Consider the following 20,634-nt stretch of genomic DNA (forward strand, 5'->3'; position numbering starts at 1 on the left):
TTGAGTGTGGAGGGCATGTTCCCGATCCCTCCGGTCAGTCCAGCAGCCGCGCGAAAGCCGCTGTGTTGTCGGCGCCGAAGCCGACCAGTTCCGCACGCCAACCGGTGTGGTCGTCGTACAGAGAAATCCGTCCGTCCTTGAACCGGACCAGCCTGACCGGGGCGTCGAGCGCCACGCCGGCCTGCTTGCGCTTGAGCTCGAGCGCGCGCCAGACACCGGCCACGAAGCCGCCCTCGTTCGGGGCGAACTCGAAGACCTGGTTGCCTTCGGTGTCGTAGACCTTGGCCGAGCCGTCGATCTTGGCATCGATCACGATCTGGCGTTCCACCGCCACCGGGGCCCCGGCATCGGGCAGCGCGTCGAGCGGCCGGTCGGTCAGCCGGGCATAGGTCACGAGGATCAGCGCGAACAGCGCCACCCCGAACATCCCCTTGATCAGGATCGGCGGGATCTTTTCCCCGTGATTGTAGGGGCCGGTGTGCCGGTTGTTGCGGGCCATGTCTTACTCCGCTGCAAGCGTGTCGTCGTCCCCGACACGCGTGAGCCTGGGTTCGGAGACCCGCGTTTCCGCTGCGTCGGCGATCAGTCGTGCGACCTTCGCCGCCTCAGGGATGCAGCGGAACGCGGGTTCCGTGCGGGCCATCCGCCACGGGCGGACATGGGGCCAGCACAAGAGGTACGAGAACTTGGTGGTTCCCATCAATTCGAAGGCGATCGAGCCGGTGCCGGACTTTCTGAGGTCCAGATTGGCATTGCCGATCCACGTGTAGGGCAGGTTCAGCGTCATATCGAGCGCCGCCCCGATGCGAAGGGCCACGCGCCGGTTGGTGACGGTATAGACCGTCGCCCGGGCCTGGACGAAGGCCGTGATCAGCAACAGCAGGCAGACCACGGCCCCCAGGACCAGGAAGAACGAGGACGCGACCGCCGCTTGCGACCAGGGCATGGTCTCGGCAGCGACGATCATGCGCCAGAGGAAGAGGACGACGAAGTAACCGGCCACCCAATACAGCGCAAGGCTTTCCCGGGCGAGCGCCCACCAGGCCGGCCGGCCCTGCCAGAGGATGTGTTCCCCCTCGGGCAGGCGTTCCGGCAATCCCTTGATGGGCTCGACAGCGAAATCGTCGTCGGACATTGCGTCCCTTCCTCAGAACTGCGGTTCGAGCCGCTCGGCGGGGTCGGCGTAAAGCTTGCCGCCCGCGTAATAGGCACAGACCTTGTCTTCTTCGAGTTTGGTGATCTGGCCCGACGACTTGATGGTCGGGACGCCGGCAAAATGCTTGCCGTAGATCGAGTGCACCGAAACCTCGGGCTTGAACCAGCCGATCTTGGCCAGCTGCATCGGCAGCAGGCGGCGGCCGCCGCCATGGGCGCCGTCAAGTTCCAGCTCGAGGTAGCGCACCAGCTGTTCCGGCTCGTCGACCCACATGTCGACGATGGTGCCGACCTTCTCGCCGTCGCCCGCGATGACCGGCATGCCGCGCGGGTCGCGACCGGCCGAGACCTTGAAGGTCTTCAGAGCCGACAGCGGCTGGATCTTCGGATGGCCGCGGCCGTCAAGCTCGGGCTCGTCCTTGCGGGCAACCCAGGCGGCCGGACCCACGCCGTCGACCATCGGGTCGCCGGTCGGCTCCAGCGGGTAGCCGTTGTTCTTGGTGACCTTCTTCAGCGCCAGATCCGCATTGCGGGGATCGGTCTGCATGTCGGGCACGGTTTTTTCGCCCTGGCCGTGCGGCAGCTTGAAGGTCTTCGCCGCGGGCAGCGGAAACATGCCCTGGTTCGGCGCGGGGTTCCCCATCTCGTCTTCCAGCGGGTAGCCCTCATGCATGTTCATCCGTTGGAGATAGAAAATCAGCCCAGCGAAGAACAGCCAGAACGACCAGATGGCCAGACTGGCGATGTCGAAGTTTCCGAAAAAAGCGTTGACCATGGGTATCGGTCCTCCGGGTCAGGTTGGGAAGTCGGCCAGCCCGATCTTGGCCGAGGAATCCCTGTTGGGATGGTTGCGGTCCTGCGGGCGCACAAGCGGCCCCAGAACCATGAGTGTCACGAAGAGAAGGACGATCTCAATGTGGTAGACCGCCGCGTATCCGGTGGCCGGCGTGTTGAGCCCTTCGCCCAGAACGCCCGCCGTCGCAAGATGCCCGATTCCGTCCCGAAGCCCGCCGCCCAGCGCCACGGCCAGTCCAGAGGCGGTCGCCTGCGCGGCCCCCCAGGCGCCCAGCGCAAGCCCGCGGCCCGCGAAATCCCGGACCGGCAGCGCCATCGCCGCGGTCAGCGTCGAGACAGAGAAAAGCCCGCCGCCAAAGCCGATCAGCATGGCGCCGAGGAAGAACAGCAAGCCCGAATGCAGCGGCCCGGCAAAGATCACCAGGGTGAAGGCCACGATGCCGCCAAGGATGCCAAGCGCCCCCATCCGGTGCGAGTTCATGCCCTGGCCCAGCCAGCGCGCCGCGAGCCCGAAGCCCACCAGCGCCCCGAAGGCCCAAAGCGCGGTCAGAAGCGTGGTTGACGACACCGACAGCCCGAGGATCTGCCCGCCATAGGGTTCCAGCAGAACATCCTGCATCGAGAAGGCCAGCGTGCCGACGAAGACCACCGCCAGCAGACGCCCCGCGCTGCCGCCCCGCACGAAATCGCGCCAGGCATCGCCGAAGCTCGGCTGCGGCGCCTCGCGCTCTTCCTTCGACATCGGGCACATGCGCTCCTGTTTCCAGAGCGCGACAACGTTCAGCAGGATCGTCACGACGGCCGCGCCCTGCACCACCCGGATCAGCCGGATCGACGAGAAATCGCGCAACAGCCAGCCGATGATGATGGACGACACGCCCATCCCCAGCAGGAACATCACATAAAGCAGCGCCACGACCCGCGGCCGGGTCTCGTCGGTCGCCCGGTCGGACGCCAGCGCCAGACCTGCGGTCTGGGTCATGTGCAGCCCGAGCCCGGTCATCAGGAAGGCGATGGCGGCAAAGACCTCGCCCGCCCAGGCCGGACCCAGCGTCTGGTCGCCCGACAGCAGCAGCAGCGAAAACGGCATGATCGCCAGCCCGCCCATCTGCCAGAGCGTACCGAACCACATGTAGGGGACGCGCTTCCAGCCGATGGCCGATCTGTGGTTGTCGGACCGGAAGCCCATCAGCGCGCGGAACGGCGCGACCAGAACCGGCACGGCGATCATCATCGCCACGACGATCGCGGGCACCGAAAGCTCGACGATCATCACCCGGTTCAGCGTGCCCAGCAGCATCACCGTCGCCATCCCCACCGACACCTGGAACAGCGACAGCCGCAGCAGCTCGTTCATCGGCAGTCCGTCCGAGGCGGCATCGGCGAAGGGCAGGAACTTCGCCGACAGCTTCGTCAGGGGATGAGGCTTCTTGCTCATCTTTCAAGCTCCATGGCCTGGCTGATGTAGAACCCCTTGGCGACCCGCGCGACGGCACGAAGCCGCCCCTTCACGCCGGCCTTGCGCAGGGCGCCCGCGATCCGCGCCTCGGAATGCGGAATGATCCGGGGCGAGCGGTCGGACCGCGGAAAGAGCTTGCCGACCACATGCATGGCGGTCAGCAGGGGCGTTTTCGGCGCGACGGTAAAGACGATCTTGTTGCGGGTCCGGGGCGCAAGCTTGCCCAGGGCCTCGGCGATGTCGCGAGCCTTGTAATGGATCAGGCTGTCCATCGCCATGACATAGTCGAAGCTGCCCAGCCGGTCGCTCAGCATGTCGCCCGCCACGAAGGTGATCTGGCGATGATACTTATCAGGGATCCGGCTTTTCGCCACGTCCAGCAGGCTTTGCGAAATGTCGCAGGCCACGACCTCGGCGCCGCGCTGGACCAGCTCCAGCGTCATCGGCCCGGCGCCGCATCCGGCGTCGAGCACCCGACACCCGGTCAGGTCGTCGGGCAGGCGCGCCAGCATCGCGGCACGCATCTGGTCGCGCCCCTCGCGCACCGTCTGGCGGATGCGCGACACAGGGGCATCCGAGGTCAGATGCTCCCATGTCTTGGCGGCGGTGCGACCGAAGTAGGTCTCGAGTCGTTCCCGGGTGCGGGCGTAGCTGTCCATCAATCGAACCCAAGCAGTTCAAAGATTTCGCGGTCGGGCAGCGGATGCGGTGCCAGGGGCTCGGTTCCGGCCCAGAGCAGCTCCGCCAGCCGCAGGTATTCGGCACGGCACTGAACGATGTCCTCGTCGTCGGGCATCTCGAACAGCGTCTTCTTCATCAGCCGCGAGCGGCGGATCGCATCGACCAGCGGCATATGCGCGATACGCTCGAAGCCCACGCGCTTGCAGTACTTGTCGACCTGGTCGGTATCTTCCGACCGGTTCGCAATGCAGCCCGCCAGCCGCACGTTGTAGTTCTTCGACTTGGCCTGAACCGCGGCGATGATCCGGTTCATGGCGTAGATCGAGTCGAAATCGTTCGCGGTCACGATCACCGCGCGGTCGGCATGCTGCAGTGGCGCGGCGAAGCCGCCGCAAACCACGTCGCCCAGAACGTCGAAGATCACCACATCGGTATCTTCCAGCATGTGGTGCTGTTTCAGCAGCTTGACGGTCTGACCGACGACATAGCCGCCGCAGCCGGTGCCCGCGGGCGGGCCGCCCGCCTCGACGCACATCACGCCGTTGAAGCCCTCGACCATGAAATCCTCGGGCCGCAGCTCTTCGGGGTGGAAATCCACCTCCTTGAGCACGTCGATCACCGTGGATTGCAGATGCCCCGTCAGGGTGAAGGTCGAATCATGCTTGGGATCGCAGCCGATCTGCAGAACGCGCTTGCCCAGCATCGAGAAGGCCGCCGACAGGTTCGACGAGGTCGTCGACTTGCCGATCCCGCCCTTGCCATAGATCGAAAAGACCTTGGCCCCCTCGATCTTCATCGTTTCGTCCTGATGGACCTGAACGGAGCCTTCGCCGTCCTCGCCTCTCAGCACCGGAATGTCATCTCTGGGGCTCATTGGTTCCCTCCGTTCGCGGCTTATTCCGCCGCCACTATGCCTTCAAGCCGGTCTTCCAGCTCATCGGCCGCCGCCTGCAATGCGGCCAGGGTTTCGGCGTCGGGTTGCCAGTAGTTGCGGTCATGGGCTTCGAGAAGGCGGTTCGCCATCCGGGCCGATGCCGCAGGGTTCAGGCTGGCCAGCCGTTTTCTCATGTCTTCGTCCAGGACGAAGGTTTCCGACAGCCGTTGATACACCCACGGTTCCACCTGGCCGGTTGTCGCCGACCACCCGAGAGTGTTGGTGACCTGCGCCTCGATCTGGCGCACGCCTTCATGCCCGTGCTTGAGCATGCCTTCGAACCATTTGGGGTTCAGGCTGCGCGACCGGGTTTCGAGCGCGACCTGATCCTGAAGCGTGCGCACCTTGCCCTCGCCCCGGGTCTGGTCGCCGATATAGACGGCCGCGTCCTGCCCGCCCCGGGCGCGTTTGACCGCCCGCGCGATGCCGCCCAGCGTGTCGAAATAGTGGTCGACGGTCGTCACGCCGAGTTCCACGCTTTCGAGGTTCTGATAGGCGACATCCACATCCTTCAGCGTCTGCTGCAACAGCGCCGCATTGGCCCTCGACTTGCCGTCGCGCCCATAGGCGAAGCTTTTGCGCGCCTCATAGGCATCGGCCAACTCGTCCTCGTCGCCCCAGGCGCCGCTGTCGACCAGCCCGTTGACGTTCGAGCCATAGGCGCCCTCGGCATTCGAGAAGACCCGCAGCGCCGCGGTTTCCATGTCGACGCCCATCTTTTCGGCATGGGCCAGCGAATGGGCACGGATGAAGTTCAGCTCCAGCGGCTCGTCCTCGGCCATCGCGGCCTTCCAGGCGGCCTCGGCCAGCATCCGGGTCTGCAAGGGCAGCAGGTCGCGGAAGATGCCCGACAGCGTCATCACCACATCGACCCGGGGCCGGCCGAGTTCCTCCAGCGGCACCAGATCGGCGCCCGCCAGACGGCCGTAATTGTCGAACCGCGGCTTCGCGCCCATCAGCGCCATGGCCTGGGCGATGGGCCCGCCGTCGGATTTGATGTTGTCCGACCCCCACAGCACCATCGCCACCGAGCGCGGCAGCGTCGCATGGGTGTCCAAGAGCTTCTGCGCCTGCTTCGCGCCTTCCAGCATCGCGAACTGGGTCGGCATGCGGAACGGGTCGAAGGCGTGGATGTTGCGCCCCGTCGGCAGCACATCGGCCGACCGGATCAGATCGCCCCCGGGCACAGGCTTGATGTAGCGCCCCCCCAGCGCGCGCATGATCGCGGGCAGCTCGGTGTCCTGCTGAAGCCAGTAATCGACCTTCTCGCGGGTCTCGGCATCGGTATCGGTCATCACCCGCAGATGCTCGGCCCGTTCCTCGGGCGTTGCCGTGCGGCCGACCACGTGCAGCCCGTCGGGGATCAGCGCGTCCTCGGTTTCCAGAAGCTTCAGCCACAGCTTTTCGGGCGGGGTGCCGGTCATGTCGACGGCATCGGCCTGAGCCGCGATCAGCTCTTCCAGATCGGCCTGCTCGGGCGAGCCGGGCTCGGTCTGGCGCCAGCGCGTGAGGCTGTCCTTCAGCTCCTGCAACCCCTTGTAAAGCCCCGAGGCGGCCAGAGGCGGCGTCAGGTGGGTGATCGTCACCGCGTTCGACCGGCGCTTGGCCAGCGTCGCCTCGGAGGGGTTGTTCGAGGCATAGAGATAGACGTTCGGCATGTCGCCGATCAGCCGGTCGGGCCAGTCGCGGAAGCACATGCCCGCCTGCTTGCCCGGCATGAATTCCAGCGCCCCATGCATCCCGAAATGCAAAAGCACATCCGCGCGGAAGGTGTTCTTCAGCCAAAGATAAAATGCGCTGAACGCATGGGTCGGCGCGAAGCCCCGCTCAAAGAGCAGCCGCATCGGGTCGCCCTCGTAGCCGAAAGTCGGCTGGACGCCCACGAAGACATTGCCGAATTCGCGGCCCAGCACGAAGACGCCGCGCCCGTCCGACCGGATCTTGCCCGGGGCAGGCCCCCAGACGGATTCGATCTCGGCAAGCCAGGGCGTGCCGCGCACCAGATCGTCGGCGGGCACATGGGCGGCCACGTTGCCTTCTTGCCCGTAGGTCTTGGCATTGCCCTCGAGGATCGCCGCGCGCAGCTCGTCGACCGTGGCGGGCAGCTCGCCGGTCTGGTAGCCCTCGGACTTCATCCGGTGCAGCGTGTTGAACAGGCTCTCGAAGACCGACAGGTAGGCGGCAGTGCCGATGGCGCCCGCATTCGGCGGGAAGCCGAACAGGATGATGCCGACCTTGCGGCTTTCGGTTTCCGACCAGCGCAGCCGGGACAGCCGCTCGATCCGGGCGGCCAGCGTCGCCACGCGCTCGGAACAGGCGGCCATTTCCTTGGCCTCGCCCTTGTGGGTGCAGTCGCGCGGGCAGCCCTTGCAGCCCTCGGGGCCGTGGCGACCGCCAAAGACGGTGGGCGAGATCGCCCCGTCGAGTTCCGGCAGCGCGATCAGCATGGTGGTCTCGACCGGACCGAGCCCGCCCGAGGATTCGCTCCATTGCCCCAGCGTCTGGAACTCCAGCGGATGGGCGGCGATATATGGCACGTCGAGCCCGCTCAGCACCTCGACCGCGGCGTCGCTGTCGTTATAGGCCGGACCGCCGATCAGACTGAACCCGGTCAGCGACACCAGCGTGTCGATATGAACGCTCCGCTCGCCGGTGAAATAGGCGGCAATGGCGGGCCGGGCATCGAGCCCGCCGGCGAAGGCCGCGATCACCCGGATGCCGCGGTCTTCCAGCGCCCGGATCACCGCGTCGTAATGGGCGGTATCCGAAGCAAGGATATAGGAGCGCATCAGAAGGATGCCGACCGTCGCCACCGGCGCTGCGGGCTGCGGCAGATCGGCGATGTCGGTGGTGATGCGATGCGGGATGTCGGGGTGGTAGAGCCCGGTCTCGGGATATTCGATCGGCGCCTCGGACGCGCCGCCGCGCCAGGAGGCGTCCTTGGCATAGCGCGAGATCAGGAACCGCACCATCTGCTCGACGTTGTCGTCGGACCCGCCCAGCCAGTATTGCATGGTCAGGAACCAGGCGCGCAGGTCCTGCGCCTTGCCCGGCAGGTATTTCAGCATCTTGGGCAGGCGGCGCAGCATGGCCATCTGCTTTTCGCCGCCGGTCTTGACCTGGCCGTTCTCGTCCCGGACGTTGCCGCGCAGCTTTTTCAAAAGCTTCATCGGCCCCGAGGCGGGCTTGGACATATCGAGATCGCCCATCCGGGTCAGCTGCACGATCTGCTTGTCGGCGATGATGCCGATCATCGCGTCGCAATCGTCGCGCCGGGCCTTCAGCTCGGGCAGGATGGCGTTGATATGCTCCTCGATGAACAGCAGGTTCACCAGGATGATGTCGGCATTCAGAACGTCGTCCTTCGCGCGGACCAGCGCGCCCGGGTTTTCCGACCAGGTCGCGGCGGCATGCACGCTGACCCTCAGCCCCGGAAAGTCGCCAGCAAGACGCTCGGTCACCCGCTCGCAGGGACCCGCGGAATGCGAATCCAGCGTGACGATGACTACTCGATACCCGGGGTAATGACGTTCATCGCGCATAATGGGCCTTCGCCTCGTACAAGGTTTCGACACTGATCTCGTGCACGCCCTTCTCGAGCGCGAACTTCTCGGTATTCCGCTTGGCCTTGCCGCGCACGAAGAACGGGATCTTCTTCAGCTCCTTCTCGGCCGCGCTCAGCCAGACGATCTCGCCCTCGGCCGGGGCCGCGCCGGCGGCCGCTTCCTGATCGGTCTCGGGCTCGGCCTCGACGGCCCGGGCCTTGGCCGCGCCGCCATGATGCGAGGCACCGGCCTCGTCGTGGAACTCGAAATCCTCGCGGAACATGTGCAGCAGGTGCTCTTCGAGCCCCATCACCAGCGGATGGACCAGCGTGTCGAAGATCACGTTGGCGCCCTCCCAGCCCATCTGCGGGCTGTAGCGGGCGGGGAAGTCCTGAACGTGCACGGGCGCCGAGATCACCGCGCAGGGAATGCCCAGACGCTTGCCGATATGGCGCTCCATCTGGGTGCCGAGGATCATCTCGGGGGCCAGATCCTCGATGGCCTTCTCGACCTCGAGGTAGTCGTCGCTGATCAGCGCCTCGACCCCGAATTCGGACGCAAGCTTGCGGATGTCGCGGGCGAATTCGCGGTTGTAGCAACCAAGCCCCACCACCTCGAAGCCCATCTCGTCGCGCGCGACCCGGGCCATGGCCTTCACATGGGTCGCATCGCCGAAGAGGAAGACGCGCTTGCCGGTCAGGTAGGTCGAATCGACCGATTGCGAATACCAGGGCATCCTCAGGCGGGCATCGTCGGCCTTCGGCTCGACGCCCGCGATCCGCGCCACCTCGGCGATGAAATCGCGGGTCGCGCCGACGCCGATCGGTACCGTCTTGGTGAAGGGCTGGCCGAGGTTTTTTTCCATCCAGCGCGCCGCGGTCTCGGCATGCTCGGGATACATCAGCACGTTGAAATGCGCGGCCCCCATGCGGGCGATGTCGGCGGGCGTGGCGCCCATCGGCGCAACCACGTTCACCGCAATCCCCATCTCTTCCAGCAGCGCCGTCACCTCGGTGATGTCGTCGCGATGGCGGAAGCCCAGCCCCACCGGCCCGATCAGGTTGGCCGAGACATGGGCCGTGCGCTCCATCGGCCGGGCGATGGCTTTGACGATCTGGTAGAAGGTCTCGTCCGAGCCGAAGTTTTCCTTGCGCTGATAGCTCGGCAGTTCCAGCGGGATCACCGGAATGCCCAGATCCATGGTCGCGGCCATGCCCTCGGGGTCGTCCTGGATCAGCTCGGCGGTGCAGGAAGACCCCACGATCATCGCCTGCGGCTTGAACCGGTCGAAGGCGTCATGCAGCGCGGTCTTGAAGAGGTTCGCGGTATCCTCGCCCAGATCGCGCGCCTGGAAGGTGGTGTAGCTGACCGGCGGGCGATGGTTGCGCCGTTCGATCATCGTGAACAGCAGGTCGGCATAGGTGTCGCCCTGCGGCGCGTGCAGCACGTAATGCAGCCCCTTCATCGCGGTCGCGACACGCATCGCGCCGACATGGGGCGGGCCTTCATAGGTCCAGACGGTCAGCTTCATGCCGCGCCCTCCAGCCCGGCCAGAATTGCGCGGCGGCGCAACGGGCGGGCGAAGAGACCGGCCAGATCGCCGGCCTGCTCATAGAAATGGACGGGCGTGAACACCAGTTCGATGGCCCATTTCGTGGTCATGCCTTCGGACTCCAGCGGGTTCGCAAGCCCGAGCCCGCAGACCGTCAGGTCGGGCCGGGCGGCCCGGCAGCGGTCGAGCTGCAGATCGACATCCTGGCCCTCGGCGATCACCGGCCCCTCGGCCAGAAGATCGAGATCGGGACCGACGATCTGCTTGTTGATGAAGGGGGCGCCGACCTCGACCGCGGTCATGCCGCATTCGCGGGTCAGGAAGCGCGCCAGCGGAATTTCCAGCTGGCTGTCGGGGAAGAAGAAGATCGACTTGCCGCCCAGCGTCTCGGCGGCGGCGGCGATGGCCTTGCGGGCGCGGGCGCGCGGGGCGTCGGTGACCTTCGCGAAGGTCTCAGGCGAGACCCCGAATTCCTGCGCCACGGCCCAGAGCCAGGCGGTCGTGCCCTCTTCGCCGAAGGGGAACGGCGCGGGCAGGATGCGCGCGCCGCGGCGTTCCAGCCCGGCGGCGGTCTCGTTCAGGAAGGGCTGGGTCAGCGCCACGACGGTATGCGCCCCCACCCCGGGCGCTTCGGCCGCGCGGTGAGCGGGCAGGCAGCGCACGGGCGCCACGCCCATCTCGGCCAGCAGCGACAGCGCCTGATCCTCGACCACATCGGGCAGCGCACCGACCATCAGCAGTTGACGCTCGTCGGTTGCGGGCAGGGTCGGCACCATGGTCGCGAGGCAGGCATCTTCGCCCTCGGTGAAGGTCGTCTCGATGCCCGAGCCGGAATAGTTCATTACCCGCACATGCGGCGCATGGCGTTCGGTCAGCCGTTCGGCCGCGCGGTGCAGGTCAAGCTTGATCACCTCGGACGGGCAGGAGCCCACCAGGAAGAGCTGTTTGATATCGGGACGGCGCGCCAGCAGCCGGTCGACCTCGCGGTCAAGCTCGGCGTTGGCATCGGCCAGCCCGGCCAGATCCTTTTCTTCAAGGATCGCGGTGCCGAAGCGCGGCTCGGCGAAAATCATCACGCCCGCGGCCGATTGCAGCAGATGCGCGCAGGTGCGCGAACCGACCACCAGGAAGAAGGCGTCCTGCATCTTGCGGTGCAGCCAGATGATCCCGGTCAGACCGCAGAACACCTCGCGCTGGCCGCGTTCCTTCAGGACAGGGGCGTTGCGGCAGCCGGCGGCGGGCGGGGCGGGGGTAAATCCGGTCATGCGGCGACCTCCGTTGCCTCACCCTGCAACCGGGCCATCCGCAGCTTCCACAGGAACTGCCCGGCATTGATGACATAGGTGCTGTAGGCCGCCAGCGCGATCAGCATCTGGCCGGTCGGACCCACGCTGCCAGTCAGCAGCGCCCACAGATACAAGGTATGCAGCGCGATCACCGCCATCGAGAAGACGTCTTCCCAGAAGAAGGCGGGAGCAAAGAGATAGCGGCCGAACACGACCTTCTCCCAGATCGCACCGGTGACCATGATGGTGTAAAGCACGAAGGTCTTGATCACGATCGAGATCGTGGCCGCCTCGTAGCCCGCCCCGGTCACAAGGTACCGCAGGACGAGAACCAGCGAGACCAGAAAGACCAAGAACTGCAACGGCGCCAGAACGCCCTGCACGACGGTCCATTTGGTCGAGTCGCGACGGCGACGTTCTTCCGGCGTATAGAGTTGGACCGCCCTTGGGGCGGTTCCCACGTTTTCCGGCATCCTCCGACTCCCTGACAGACGGTGGCTTGGGCCTCACGTTAGACCTCTGGCGCGGAAAGTGTCAATTGTAATTTACACTCTTTCCGTTTACACTCCTCTTGATCCGAGGGGTGTCGAGCGCTTGGGGCAGAGTAAAAGAGCCTATATTTTCTAGGGACTTGCCTGCGCCGTCTTGATTCCTCCAGCCACGAGGGCCAACAAGTGTCAATCGGCTTTGACAACGCTGGACAGTCCCCAGAGCGCCTTGCGCACCGGTCGCCTCGAATCCGCCGGGACCGTCCTCGGCCGGGGGCGTATCATGGCTGAGCCGCAGAAGTCGATAGCGCCCGCCGCGCCGCCCTCCCGCCCCTGCGAGCGTCATGACGAGGTCGAAACCCTCGCGGGCCAGGTGCTTTCGGCGCTGGCGCAGCGCTCGGGCGACGGGGTCCAGGCGGTGAGCCCCAAAATTCTGGCGGAATTCTGCGCCGACGTGCTGCGCGGCGACCGGTCGATCCGGACCGGGGCCCTGGCCACGCTGCGCCGCCACGGGATTTCCTCGACCGCCATCGTCGACGGCTATATCCCCGCCGCCGCGCGCGAGCTGGGCGACCGCTGGTGCCGCGACGATCTGAGCTTTGCCGACGTGACCATCGGCGCGGCGCGACTGCAGGCGATGTTGCGCGAACTGGGCGCGGCCAATGCCGACGACATGCTGGCCGCATCGGACGCGCCCAACATCATGATGATCGTGCCGCATGACGAATTCCACACGCTGGGCGGCATGACCGCCGCCAACCAGATGCGCCGCATGGGCGCGTCGGTCTCTCTGGCGCTGGGCCAGACCGAGGACGAGATCCTGCAAAAGGCCATGGCCCGGCAATTCGATCTGGTGGCGATTTCCGTCTCCTGCCGCCAGAAGCTCGACTCGGCCCGGCGCCTGGTGAACGGCTTGCGCCGGGCGCTCGGCACCGGCGTGCCGATCGTGATCGGCGGCCTGGTCGCCGAGGGGGCCGAGGATGTCTGCGCGCTGACCGGCGCGGATGCGGCCACATCGGACGCGCGCGAGGCGTTGCGCCTGTGCGGTATGAACGGAAGAACGCTGGCGCCCGGCGCAGGCCGGTCGGAGCAGGACCAGTGACGGGGAGGCGGCCGGGACGGCCGGAAATGGGCGCGTGACGTCAAGGGGCACCAAATACTGGAACAGCGGCGCGATCCCTCTCATCGCGCCCGAGATGCTGGGCGAAATCATCGCCACGGCCTGCGACATCGCGATCGTCCTCTCGCCCGAGGGCCGCGTGCTGTCGGTTCTGGTCAACAAGGATCATCACGCCCATGGGCAGCTCGATCACTGGGAAGGCCGCGACATCCGCGACGTGCTGACCCAGGACAGCCGCCCCAAGCTCGACTCGCGGCTCGAATTCTTCGCCAGAGGCGGCGAGACCGGGAAACCGGTCGAGCTGAACCATGCCGATGGCGAGGGCTGGTCTTTCCCGGTCCGCTATTCCTTCCACACCATCGGCCCCGACGGCAGCACGCTGCTGATGCTGGGCCGCGACCTGCGCCCCATCGCCGAGATGCAGATGCAGCTCATCGAGGCGCAGATGGCGCTGGAGCGGGACTACGAGACCCAGCGCGAATATGACACCCGCTATCGCGTGCTGTCCGAATCGACCCGCGACGCCTTCGTCTTCGTCGGCACCAAGTCGGGCCGGGTGGTCGATGCCAATCCGGTGGCCTGCGAGCTTCTGGGCGCCGAGCGCGCCGAACTGATCGGCAACGCCTTCGCCCAAGAATTCGACGGCCGTCGCCGGGCCGAGTTCCTCGAGGCGCTGAGCCAGGTGGCCCTGTCGCCCGAGGCGCATCCGCTGCCGCTGGAAACCCGGCGGACCCGGGTCCGGATCAGGCTGCGCCCGATCGCCTTCCGCGCGGCGGGCGAGCCGCTGATCCTGTGTCGGCTGGACCGGGCCGAGGACCGCGAGCCCAATGGCGGCGAAATGGGCGAGACGCTTCTGGCCTTCTACCGCCAGGGCGTCGACGCGCTGGTCTTCACCGACACGCAAGGCGTGATCCTTGCCGCCAATGACAGCTTCCTAGGGCTTGCCGACGCCCCGCATGTGGCGTCGGTCAAGGGCCGGTCTCTGGGCGATTATCTGGTGCGCGGCAGCGTCGATCTGAGGGTCCTCGTCGAAAACGCCACCCGCAGCGGGCAGATGCGGTTCTTCGCCACCAAGCTGTCGGGCGAATATGGTGCCCAGGTTTCGGTCGAGATCTCGGCTACCTATCTCAAGGACCAGGCCAGCCCCTGCATCGTCTACGTGATCCGCGACGCCAGCCGCATGGAAGGCGCGCGCAGGCCCGGCGTCGCGGTGTCGGACGATGCGATGCGCTCGGTGATGGAGCTGGTGGGTTCCGCCAGCCTAAAGGACATCGTCGCCGAGACCACCGATGTGGTCGAGAAGATGTGCATCGAGACCGCCGTCGAGTTGACGCGGAACAACCGCGTGGCGGCGGCCGAGATGCTGGGGCTCTCGCGCCAGAGCCTGTATGTGAAGCTCCGGAAATACGGGCTCCTCAGCAGAGACGGGGGCGACTCGTGACGCCCCTGCAGGGAAGCAAGACCCGCCCCGAACGGGGCCAGGAGAATCTGCGGAAGACATGACCGATATCTCGAACGTGCCGAACCGGCGTCTGCCGGACCCCGCCGCCATGGTGACGCTGATCAAGCCGATCACGTGGTTTCCCCCGATGTGGGCCTATCTTTGCGGCACCGTATCCTCGGGGGTGTCGCCCCTGTCGAAACCGGGCCTCGTCCTTTTGGGCATGGTGCTGGCGGGCCCCGTGGTCTGCGGCATGAGCCAGGCGGCGAATGACTGGTGCGACCGGCACGTCGATGCCATCAACGAACCCTACCGCCCGATCCCCTCGGGCCGCATTCCGGGGCGCTGGGGGTTCTATATCGCCTGCGCCATGTCGCTTCTGGCGCTGGTCATCGGCTGGCAGCTGGGCCCCTGGGGCTTTGTCGCCACGATCCTCGGCGTCGCCGCCGCCTGGGCCTATTCGGCCGAGCCCGTCCGTCTGAAGAAATCGGGCTGGTGGGGGCCGGGGCTTGTCGGCATCTCGTATGAATCGCTCCCGTGGTTCACCGGCGCGGCCGTGCTGTCGGCGGGCGCCCCTTCGATCTATGTGGTCGTGATCGCGCTGCTTTACGGGATCGGCGCCCATGGCATCATGACGCTGAACGACTTCAAGGCGCTGGAGGGCGACCGCCAAATGGGCGTGAACTCGCTGCCCGTCACCATGGGTCCGCGCAAGGCCGCCTGGGTCGCGTCCATCGTGATGGCGGTGCCGCAGGCGGTGGTGATCGGGCTTCTGGTCCTGTGGGACCGGCCGTTCCATGCGGCGGGTGTGACCGCCGTGCTGCTGGCGCAGTTCTGGGCGATGTCGGTGATGATGAAGGACCCCAAGGGCAAGGCGCCCTGGTATAATGGCGTCGGTGTCGTGCTGTACGTGTCCGGCATGATGATCTCGGCCCTCGCGATCCGGTCGCTCGGAGCGCTCTGATGACGCTGAGCTGGCTGCAGATCGTCCGGCTGGGGCTCGTGCAGATGAGCCTTGGCGCGGTCGTGGTGCTGACCTCGTCCACGCTGAACCGGCTGATGGTGGTCGAGCTGGCGCTTCCGGCAGTGCTGCCGGGGCTGCTGGTCGCGCTGCATTACGCGATCCAGATCACCCGGCCCAGCTGGGGGTTCCTGTCGGACACGCGCGGCCAGCGCACCCGGTTCATCATCGGCGGCATGGCGATCCTGGCGCTGGGCGGCTATCTGGCCGCGACCGGCGTCGTGGTGATGGAAAACCACTATGGCGCGGGGCTGGCGCTGTCGATCCTGGCCTATGCGCTGATCGGCATCGGCGTCGCCGCCTGCGGCACCTCGCTTCTGGCGCTGCTGGCCACCGCCACCGCGCCCGAGCGCCGCGCGGCGGCCGCCACCATTACCTGGCTGATGATGATTGCGGGCATCGGCATCACCGCCGGAACGGTCGGCGCCTTCCTCGATCCCTATACGCCCGCGCTCCTGCTGGAGATCGTGACCGTGGTCACCCTGGGCGCGGTCGCGGTGACCACGCTGGCTGTCTGGGGCATCGAAAAGCGGGTGGTCGCCCATCGCGAACCCGACGAGATGCCGTTCTGGAAAGGCATCGGCGAGGTCTGGGCCGAGCCCCGCGCCCGCGTCTTCACGCTGTTCGTGTTCCTGTCGATGGTCGCCTATTTCATGCAGGAACTGATCCTCGAGCCGTTCTCGGGGCTTGTCTTCGACTTCACCCCCGGCCAGTCGACCTCGCTGTCGGGGTCCCAGCATGGCGGCGTCTTCCTCGGCATGGTCGTGGTCGGCATCGGCAGTTCGGTGCTGCGGATCTGGGCGCTCAGGACCTGGGTGATCCTCGGCTGCCTCGGCTCGGCCGCGGCGCTGACCAGCATCGCGGCGCTGGGACATTTCGGCGCGCATCTGCCGCTGACGCCCGCCGTGGTGCTGATGGGCTTTTTCAACGGCATCTTCACCGTCGCCGCCATCGGCGCGATGATGGCGCTGGCAGGCGAGGGCCGCGACGCGCGCGAAGGCACGCGGATGGGCCTTTGGGGCGCCGCGCAGGCGATTGCCGCGGGCTTTGGCGGCCTTGTCGGTGCTGCGGCGGCCGACGGTTTGCGCCAGATCATGGACGACGCACCCGCCTTTGGCGTGGTGTTCCTGACCGAAGCGATCCTCTTCGTGCTCGCTGCTGTAATGGCACTGAGGATCATGGATGGAAATCGACCCACAACGGAACACGCAGGTCTTGTGCCAGGGGAGTAAGACAGATGATTTATGACGTTGTTGTCGTCGGGGGCGGCCCCGCCGGCGCCACCGCCGCAGAGGATCTTGCCCGTTCGGGCAAGAAGGTCGCGCTTCTCGACCGCGAGGGCCGGATCAAGCCCTGCGGCGGCGCGATCCCGCCGCGCCTGATGCGCGATTTCAACATCTCCGACGAACAGCTGGTGGCGAAGATCGACACCGCGCGGATGATCTCGCCCTCGGGCCGCTTCGTCGACATCCCGATCGAGAACGGCTTTGTCGGCATGGTCGACCGCAAGGATTTCGACCCGTTCCTGCGCGCCCGCGCCGAACGCGCCGGGGCCGTGCGCTATACCGGGACCTTCGTCCGGGTCGAGCGCGAGGAGGAAAAGACCTTCCTCGTCTTCCGCGACAAGCAGTCGAAGGAAGAGGTCAGGCTGCAGACCAAGTTCATCATCGGCGCCGACGGGGCGCGGTCTGACGTCGCGCGTGCCGAAGTGCCCGGCGGCGACAAGATCCCCTATGTGATCGCCTATCACGAGATCATCGACGCCCCCATGGCGGTCGGCAACTACCAGCCCAACCGCTGCGACGTGATCTATGACGGCCGGATCAGCCCCGATTTCTACGGCTGGGTGTTCCCGCACGGGCATACCTGCTCGGTCGGGATGGGCACCGGCGTCGACGGCTTCGACCTGAAACAGGCGACCGCCGATCTGCGCAAGATGGCCGGGCTCGACCAGGCCGAGACGATCCGCAAGGAAGGCGCGCCGATCCCGCTGCGCCCGATGGACAAGTGGGACAACGGCCGCGACGTGGTCGTGGTGGGCGATGCCGCGGGCACCGTGGCGCCGAGTTCAGGCGAGGGCATCTATTACGCCATGTTCGGCGGGCGCGTGGGCGCCGCGGCGGTCTCGGCGGCGCTGGCCTCGGGCCGGGCGTCGGACCTGAAACTGGCGCGGCAGATGTTCATGAAGGACCACAAGAACACCTACAAGGCGCTGCAGGCGATGCAGGACGCCTATTACCACAGCGACGAACGGCGCGAACGCTTCGTATCGCTCTGCCACGATGTCGACGTGCAGACGCTGACCTTCGAATCCTACATGAACAAGAAGCTGACCAAGAAACGCCCGCTTGCCCATCTCAAGATCGGCATCAAGAACGTCGCCCACCTGACCGGCCTGGTGTCGCCGCAATACACATGAGCGAGATGATCCCGGCCTGGGTCAACGGCCAACTGACACCTGTCGAGAAGCTGGAGGCCCATCAGAAGGGCCTCCGCCACAAGGCGATCTCGGTCTTCGTGATGGATGGCGACCGCGTGCTGATCCAGCGCCGGGCGCTGGGCAAGTATCACACGCCCGGTTTCTGGGCGAATACCTGCTGCACCCATCCGCGCTGGAACGAGGAGTCGAAGACCTGCGCCAACCGGCGGCTGGCCGAAGAGCTGGGGATCACCGGGCTGACGCTCGAATTCCGCGAGCAGGTCGAATACCGCGCCGAGGTCGGCAACGGGCTGATCGAACATGAGGTGGTCGACATCTTCATCGCCGCGGCGGGGCCGGACCTGAAATGGGACCTGAACCCCGAAGAGGTGATGGATGCCCGCTGGATCGCGCTTGACGATCTGGCCCGCGAGACCCGCGAGACCGAGGGCGTCTATACGCCCTGGCTGCGGATCTATCTTGAAAAGCACAGCGACGCGATCTTCGGATCGCTCGCCTCGGCCTGAGGGCAAGGCCGGTCCGGGCTTTGGCCCGGGCCGGTTCTCACCGCCTGCGCCGTCAGGCCCGCCGCACCAGCCGCACCAGCGGCAGGATCGCAAGGCTCACCGCCGCGACCAGCACCGATCCGGCCGCGATGCCCACCACACCGTCCAGCGCCGCCGTCACGATCCATTCGGTCGCGCCATTTCCCACCGGGACTGCCCCGGCCACGGCCACGGCCGCGTGGTGGATGGCCTCCTGCGGCAGATGCCAGCCAAGCTCGTGGGCGCCATGGACCAGGATCGAGCCCCCGACCCAGATCATCGCGGCCGTGCCCACCACCAGCAGCAGCGTCATGACCTTGGGCATGGCCCGCACGATCCCGATGCCAAGCCCGCGCGTCAGCGCCAGCCGTCCCTTCTCGGCCATCGCCAGCCCGATATCGTCGGCCTTCACGATCAGCCCGACCGCGCCATAGACGACGACGGTGATCAACGCGCCTGCCAGCGCCATCGCCGCCGCCTCGACCCAGATCGTCAGATGATCGGGCAATGAGGCAAGGATGATGGTCATGATCTCGGCCGACAGGATGAAATCGGTCTTGATCGCGCCCTTGACCTTGGCCTCTTCCAGATGGGCCGCCGACATCTGGCTGTCCGGCCCGGCCTCGGCCGCGTGATGGGACGGCCGAAGCGCGTGCCAGATCTTCTCGACCCCCTCGAAGCAAAGGTAGCACCCGCCCAGCATCAGCAGCGGCGCGATGGCCCAGGGCGCGAATTGCGACAGCACCAGCGCAACGGGCAGAAGGATCACCAGCTTGTTGAACAGCGATCCGCGGGCGATTCCCCAGACGATGGGCAACTCGCGCGCGGGCGCGAATCCGCGGACGTATTTCGGCGTCACCGCGGCGTCGTCGACAACCGCCCCCGCCGCCTTGGACGAGGCCTTGACCGCCTGCCCGACCACGTCGTCAACCGATGCGGACGCAACCTTGGCGATCGCCGCCACGTCATCGAGCAGCGCCAGTAATCCGCTCATTGCCTGTATCTTCCCGTTCTGCCTTGCCGTCCTGCCGGCCAAGGATAGCGCGCCGCCCTGCCGGGGCCAATGCCACCCGGCCGGAGCCGCCCTGCGGCATCCGCCCCCGCGCCCGGATCGGCAAGCTCCCGCCCGACCGGACATCATGACATTCCTTTCGAAATCTCGGATTGACGCAATGCTGCTGTTGTTCTTGAGTTGTATTAATCATAAAGACAACTCTCGCGCGATCATCACACCCGTTCGCCGGGAACCATCAGGGTAACTGCCATGGACTCCGACCAGCACCAGCCGGCCGAGGCCCGTTTCATGCGGCCAGTCGACGCCTTCTGCCGACCGCTGCCGGAGGCCAGCCTGCGCCGAGTCGTGCAGGAGGCCCTGATGCGCGTGGCCCGCCTGCCCGGCCCGCCGCCGTCGCGCCGCACGTGGCCCGAACCGCCCGCTCCGACAGAGGTCGAGGCGCTCTGCATGGCGCTCGTGACTGGCGATCTTGCCCAGTCCCGCCTGATCCTCGATGCGCATCTGGCCGCAGGGCGCGACAAGACCTGGATAGCCGCGGCGCTGTTGCCCGAGGCCGCACGGCTGATGGGCCGCCTCTGGGAAAGCGACGAGGTCAGTTTCGTTCAGGTGGGTCAGGCCGTGGGCCAGCTTCAGCGGCTTTTGCGGCTTTTGCGAGGCGAGGCCGGTCCCCGCCCGGTCGATCCGACGCGGCGGGCGCTTTTCGCAACGCCCGAGGTCGAAACCCACACCTTCGGGGTGATCGTGGCTGCCGACATGTTCCGCGACCACGGCTGGGAGATCGAACTGTCGCTATCCGAACCGCAGGACAAGCTGATCTCCGACCTGACTCAATCGCGGGTGCGCCTTCTGGGCCTGTCCGCCGCCGGACCCCGGTCGGCACTGCCGCTGACGCGGCTGGTCGAGGCGGTCAACGCGGCGCTGCCCGAGATTCGGGTGCTGATCTGCGGCAAGATCCTGCACAACTGCCCCGAAATCGCACGCCAGATCCCTGCCGACGGGCATGCCGACGACCTGGAAACCGCGCTTTCCCTGGCCGACCGGCTGGTCCTGGAGGCATGCCGCTGACAGCCCCACCCAATGCCCGCCCCCGCTCGCAGCACCCGGGGCCGCACCTAGGGCGCCGTGCCGCAGACCGGGCGCGAAAGGCACGATCCCGTCGAAAGTGGTCGACGCATTCA

General features: G+C 66.7%; 18 protein-coding genes. 7 read left to right on the forward strand and 11 right to left on the reverse strand.

Going from position 1 to position 20,634, the window contains the following annotated elements:
- Positions 1-34 precede the first annotated feature (34 nt).
- From puhC to bchF, 10 genes are read right to left on the reverse strand one after another with little or no spacing between them, the layout of a single operon-like run.
- A complete protein-coding gene (gene puhC / locus C8N38_RS04595) occupies positions 35-499 on the reverse strand; it encodes a photosynthetic complex assembly protein PuhC (RefSeq protein WP_108024373.1) in 465 nt (154 codons plus the stop codon).
- A gap of 3 nt (positions 500-502) precedes the next feature.
- Positions 503-1,135, reverse strand: a complete 633-nt coding sequence (gene puhB / locus C8N38_RS04600) for a photosynthetic complex putative assembly protein PuhB (RefSeq protein ID WP_108024375.1) — start codon at positions 1,133-1,135, stop codon at positions 503-505.
- Between the two features lie 12 nt (positions 1,136-1,147).
- A complete protein-coding gene (puhA, locus tag C8N38_RS04605; RefSeq protein ID WP_075787267.1) occupies positions 1,148-1,930 on the reverse strand; it encodes a photosynthetic reaction center subunit H in 783 nt (260 codons plus the stop codon).
- Positions 1,931-1,948: 18 nt separating this feature from the next.
- Positions 1,949-3,388: a PucC family protein gene (locus C8N38_RS04610; protein ID WP_108024377.1), complete on the reverse strand. Its 1,440-nt coding sequence runs from the start codon at positions 3,386-3,388 to the stop codon at positions 1,949-1,951.
- Positions 3,385-4,068 (reverse strand): magnesium protoporphyrin IX methyltransferase, encoded by a 684-nt coding sequence (gene bchM / locus C8N38_RS04615; RefSeq protein WP_108024379.1) that lies wholly within the window; start codon positions 4,066-4,068, stop codon positions 3,385-3,387. The genes C8N38_RS04610 and bchM overlap by 4 nt, the downstream gene beginning before the upstream one ends.
- Positions 4,068-4,964, reverse strand: a complete 897-nt coding sequence (gene bchL / locus C8N38_RS04620; RefSeq protein WP_108024381.1) for a ferredoxin:protochlorophyllide reductase (ATP-dependent) iron-sulfur ATP-binding protein — start codon at positions 4,962-4,964, stop codon at positions 4,068-4,070. The genes bchM and bchL overlap by 1 nt, the downstream gene beginning before the upstream one ends.
- Before the next feature lie 20 nt (positions 4,965-4,984).
- The gene (locus C8N38_RS04625) at positions 4,985-8,566 is read right to left on the reverse strand and encodes a magnesium chelatase subunit H (RefSeq protein WP_108024383.1); all 3,582 of its coding nucleotides are present in this window, start codon (positions 8,564-8,566) and stop codon (positions 4,985-4,987) included.
- Positions 8,556-10,100 carry a ferredoxin:protochlorophyllide reductase (ATP-dependent) subunit B gene (bchB, locus tag C8N38_RS04630; RefSeq protein WP_108024385.1) on the reverse strand — a complete coding sequence of 515 codons (1,545 nt, stop codon included), beginning with the start codon at positions 10,098-10,100 and terminating at the stop codon, positions 8,556-8,558. The genes C8N38_RS04625 and bchB overlap by 11 nt, the downstream gene beginning before the upstream one ends.
- Positions 10,097-11,386 (reverse strand): ferredoxin:protochlorophyllide reductase (ATP-dependent) subunit N, encoded by a 1,290-nt coding sequence (locus tag C8N38_RS04635; protein ID WP_108024386.1) that lies wholly within the window; start codon positions 11,384-11,386, stop codon positions 10,097-10,099. The genes bchB and C8N38_RS04635 overlap by 4 nt, the downstream gene beginning before the upstream one ends.
- Positions 11,383-11,880 carry a 2-vinyl bacteriochlorophyllide hydratase gene (bchF, locus tag C8N38_RS04640; RefSeq protein ID WP_108024388.1) on the reverse strand — a complete coding sequence of 166 codons (498 nt, stop codon included), beginning with the start codon at positions 11,878-11,880 and terminating at the stop codon, positions 11,383-11,385. The genes C8N38_RS04635 and bchF overlap by 4 nt, the downstream gene beginning before the upstream one ends.
- Positions 11,881-12,178: 298 nt before the next feature.
- Between bchF and C8N38_RS04645 the strand changes: the two genes are divergently transcribed.
- Genes C8N38_RS04645 through idi form a run of 6 tightly spaced genes read left to right on the forward strand, consistent with a single transcriptional unit; the run spans position 12,179 to position 18,423 of the window.
- A complete protein-coding gene (locus C8N38_RS04645; RefSeq protein WP_108024390.1) occupies positions 12,179-12,997 on the forward strand; it encodes a cobalamin B12-binding domain-containing protein in 819 nt (272 codons plus the stop codon).
- A gap of 34 nt (positions 12,998-13,031) precedes the next feature.
- Positions 13,032-14,456, forward strand: a complete 1,425-nt coding sequence (gene ppsR / locus C8N38_RS04650; protein ID WP_108024392.1) for a transcriptional regulator PpsR — start codon at positions 13,032-13,034, stop codon at positions 14,454-14,456.
- 58 nt (positions 14,457-14,514) lie between these two features.
- The gene (chlG, locus tag C8N38_RS04655; protein ID WP_108024394.1) at positions 14,515-15,420 is read left to right on the forward strand and encodes a chlorophyll synthase ChlG; all 906 of its coding nucleotides are present in this window, start codon (positions 14,515-14,517) and stop codon (positions 15,418-15,420) included.
- Positions 15,420-16,709 carry a BCD family MFS transporter gene (locus C8N38_RS04660; RefSeq protein ID WP_108024396.1) on the forward strand — a complete coding sequence of 430 codons (1,290 nt, stop codon included), beginning with the start codon at positions 15,420-15,422 and terminating at the stop codon, positions 16,707-16,709. Before chlG ends, C8N38_RS04660 begins: the two co-directional genes overlap by 1 nt.
- A 5-nt stretch (positions 16,710-16,714) precedes the next feature.
- A complete protein-coding gene (locus C8N38_RS04665; RefSeq protein WP_108024398.1) occupies positions 16,715-17,896 on the forward strand; it encodes a geranylgeranyl diphosphate reductase in 1,182 nt (393 codons plus the stop codon).
- Complete coding sequence (idi, locus tag C8N38_RS04670) at positions 17,893-18,423, forward strand: isopentenyl-diphosphate Delta-isomerase (protein WP_108024400.1); 531 nt, start codon at positions 17,893-17,895, stop codon at positions 18,421-18,423. The genes C8N38_RS04665 and idi overlap by 4 nt, the downstream gene beginning before the upstream one ends.
- A 52-nt stretch (positions 18,424-18,475) precedes the next feature.
- Here idi and C8N38_RS04675 read toward each other — a convergent pair whose 3' ends face one another.
- Positions 18,476-19,435, reverse strand: a complete 960-nt coding sequence (locus tag C8N38_RS04675) for a DUF808 domain-containing protein (RefSeq protein ID WP_108024401.1) — start codon at positions 19,433-19,435, stop codon at positions 18,476-18,478.
- A gap of 270 nt (positions 19,436-19,705) precedes the next feature.
- On the opposite strand from C8N38_RS04675, the gene C8N38_RS04680 reads away from it, so the two are divergent.
- Positions 19,706-20,521, forward strand: coding sequence for a cobalamin B12-binding domain-containing protein (locus tag C8N38_RS04680; RefSeq protein ID WP_108024403.1), 816 nt, complete (start codon positions 19,706-19,708; stop codon positions 20,519-20,521).
- The last annotated feature ends 113 nt before the right edge of the window (positions 20,522-20,634 follow it).

Origin of the sequence: Rhodovulum kholense (assembly GCF_003053725.1) — a bacterium.
GTDB classification, from domain to species: domain Bacteria; phylum Pseudomonadota; class Alphaproteobacteria; order Rhodobacterales; family Rhodobacteraceae; genus Rhodovulum; species Rhodovulum kholense.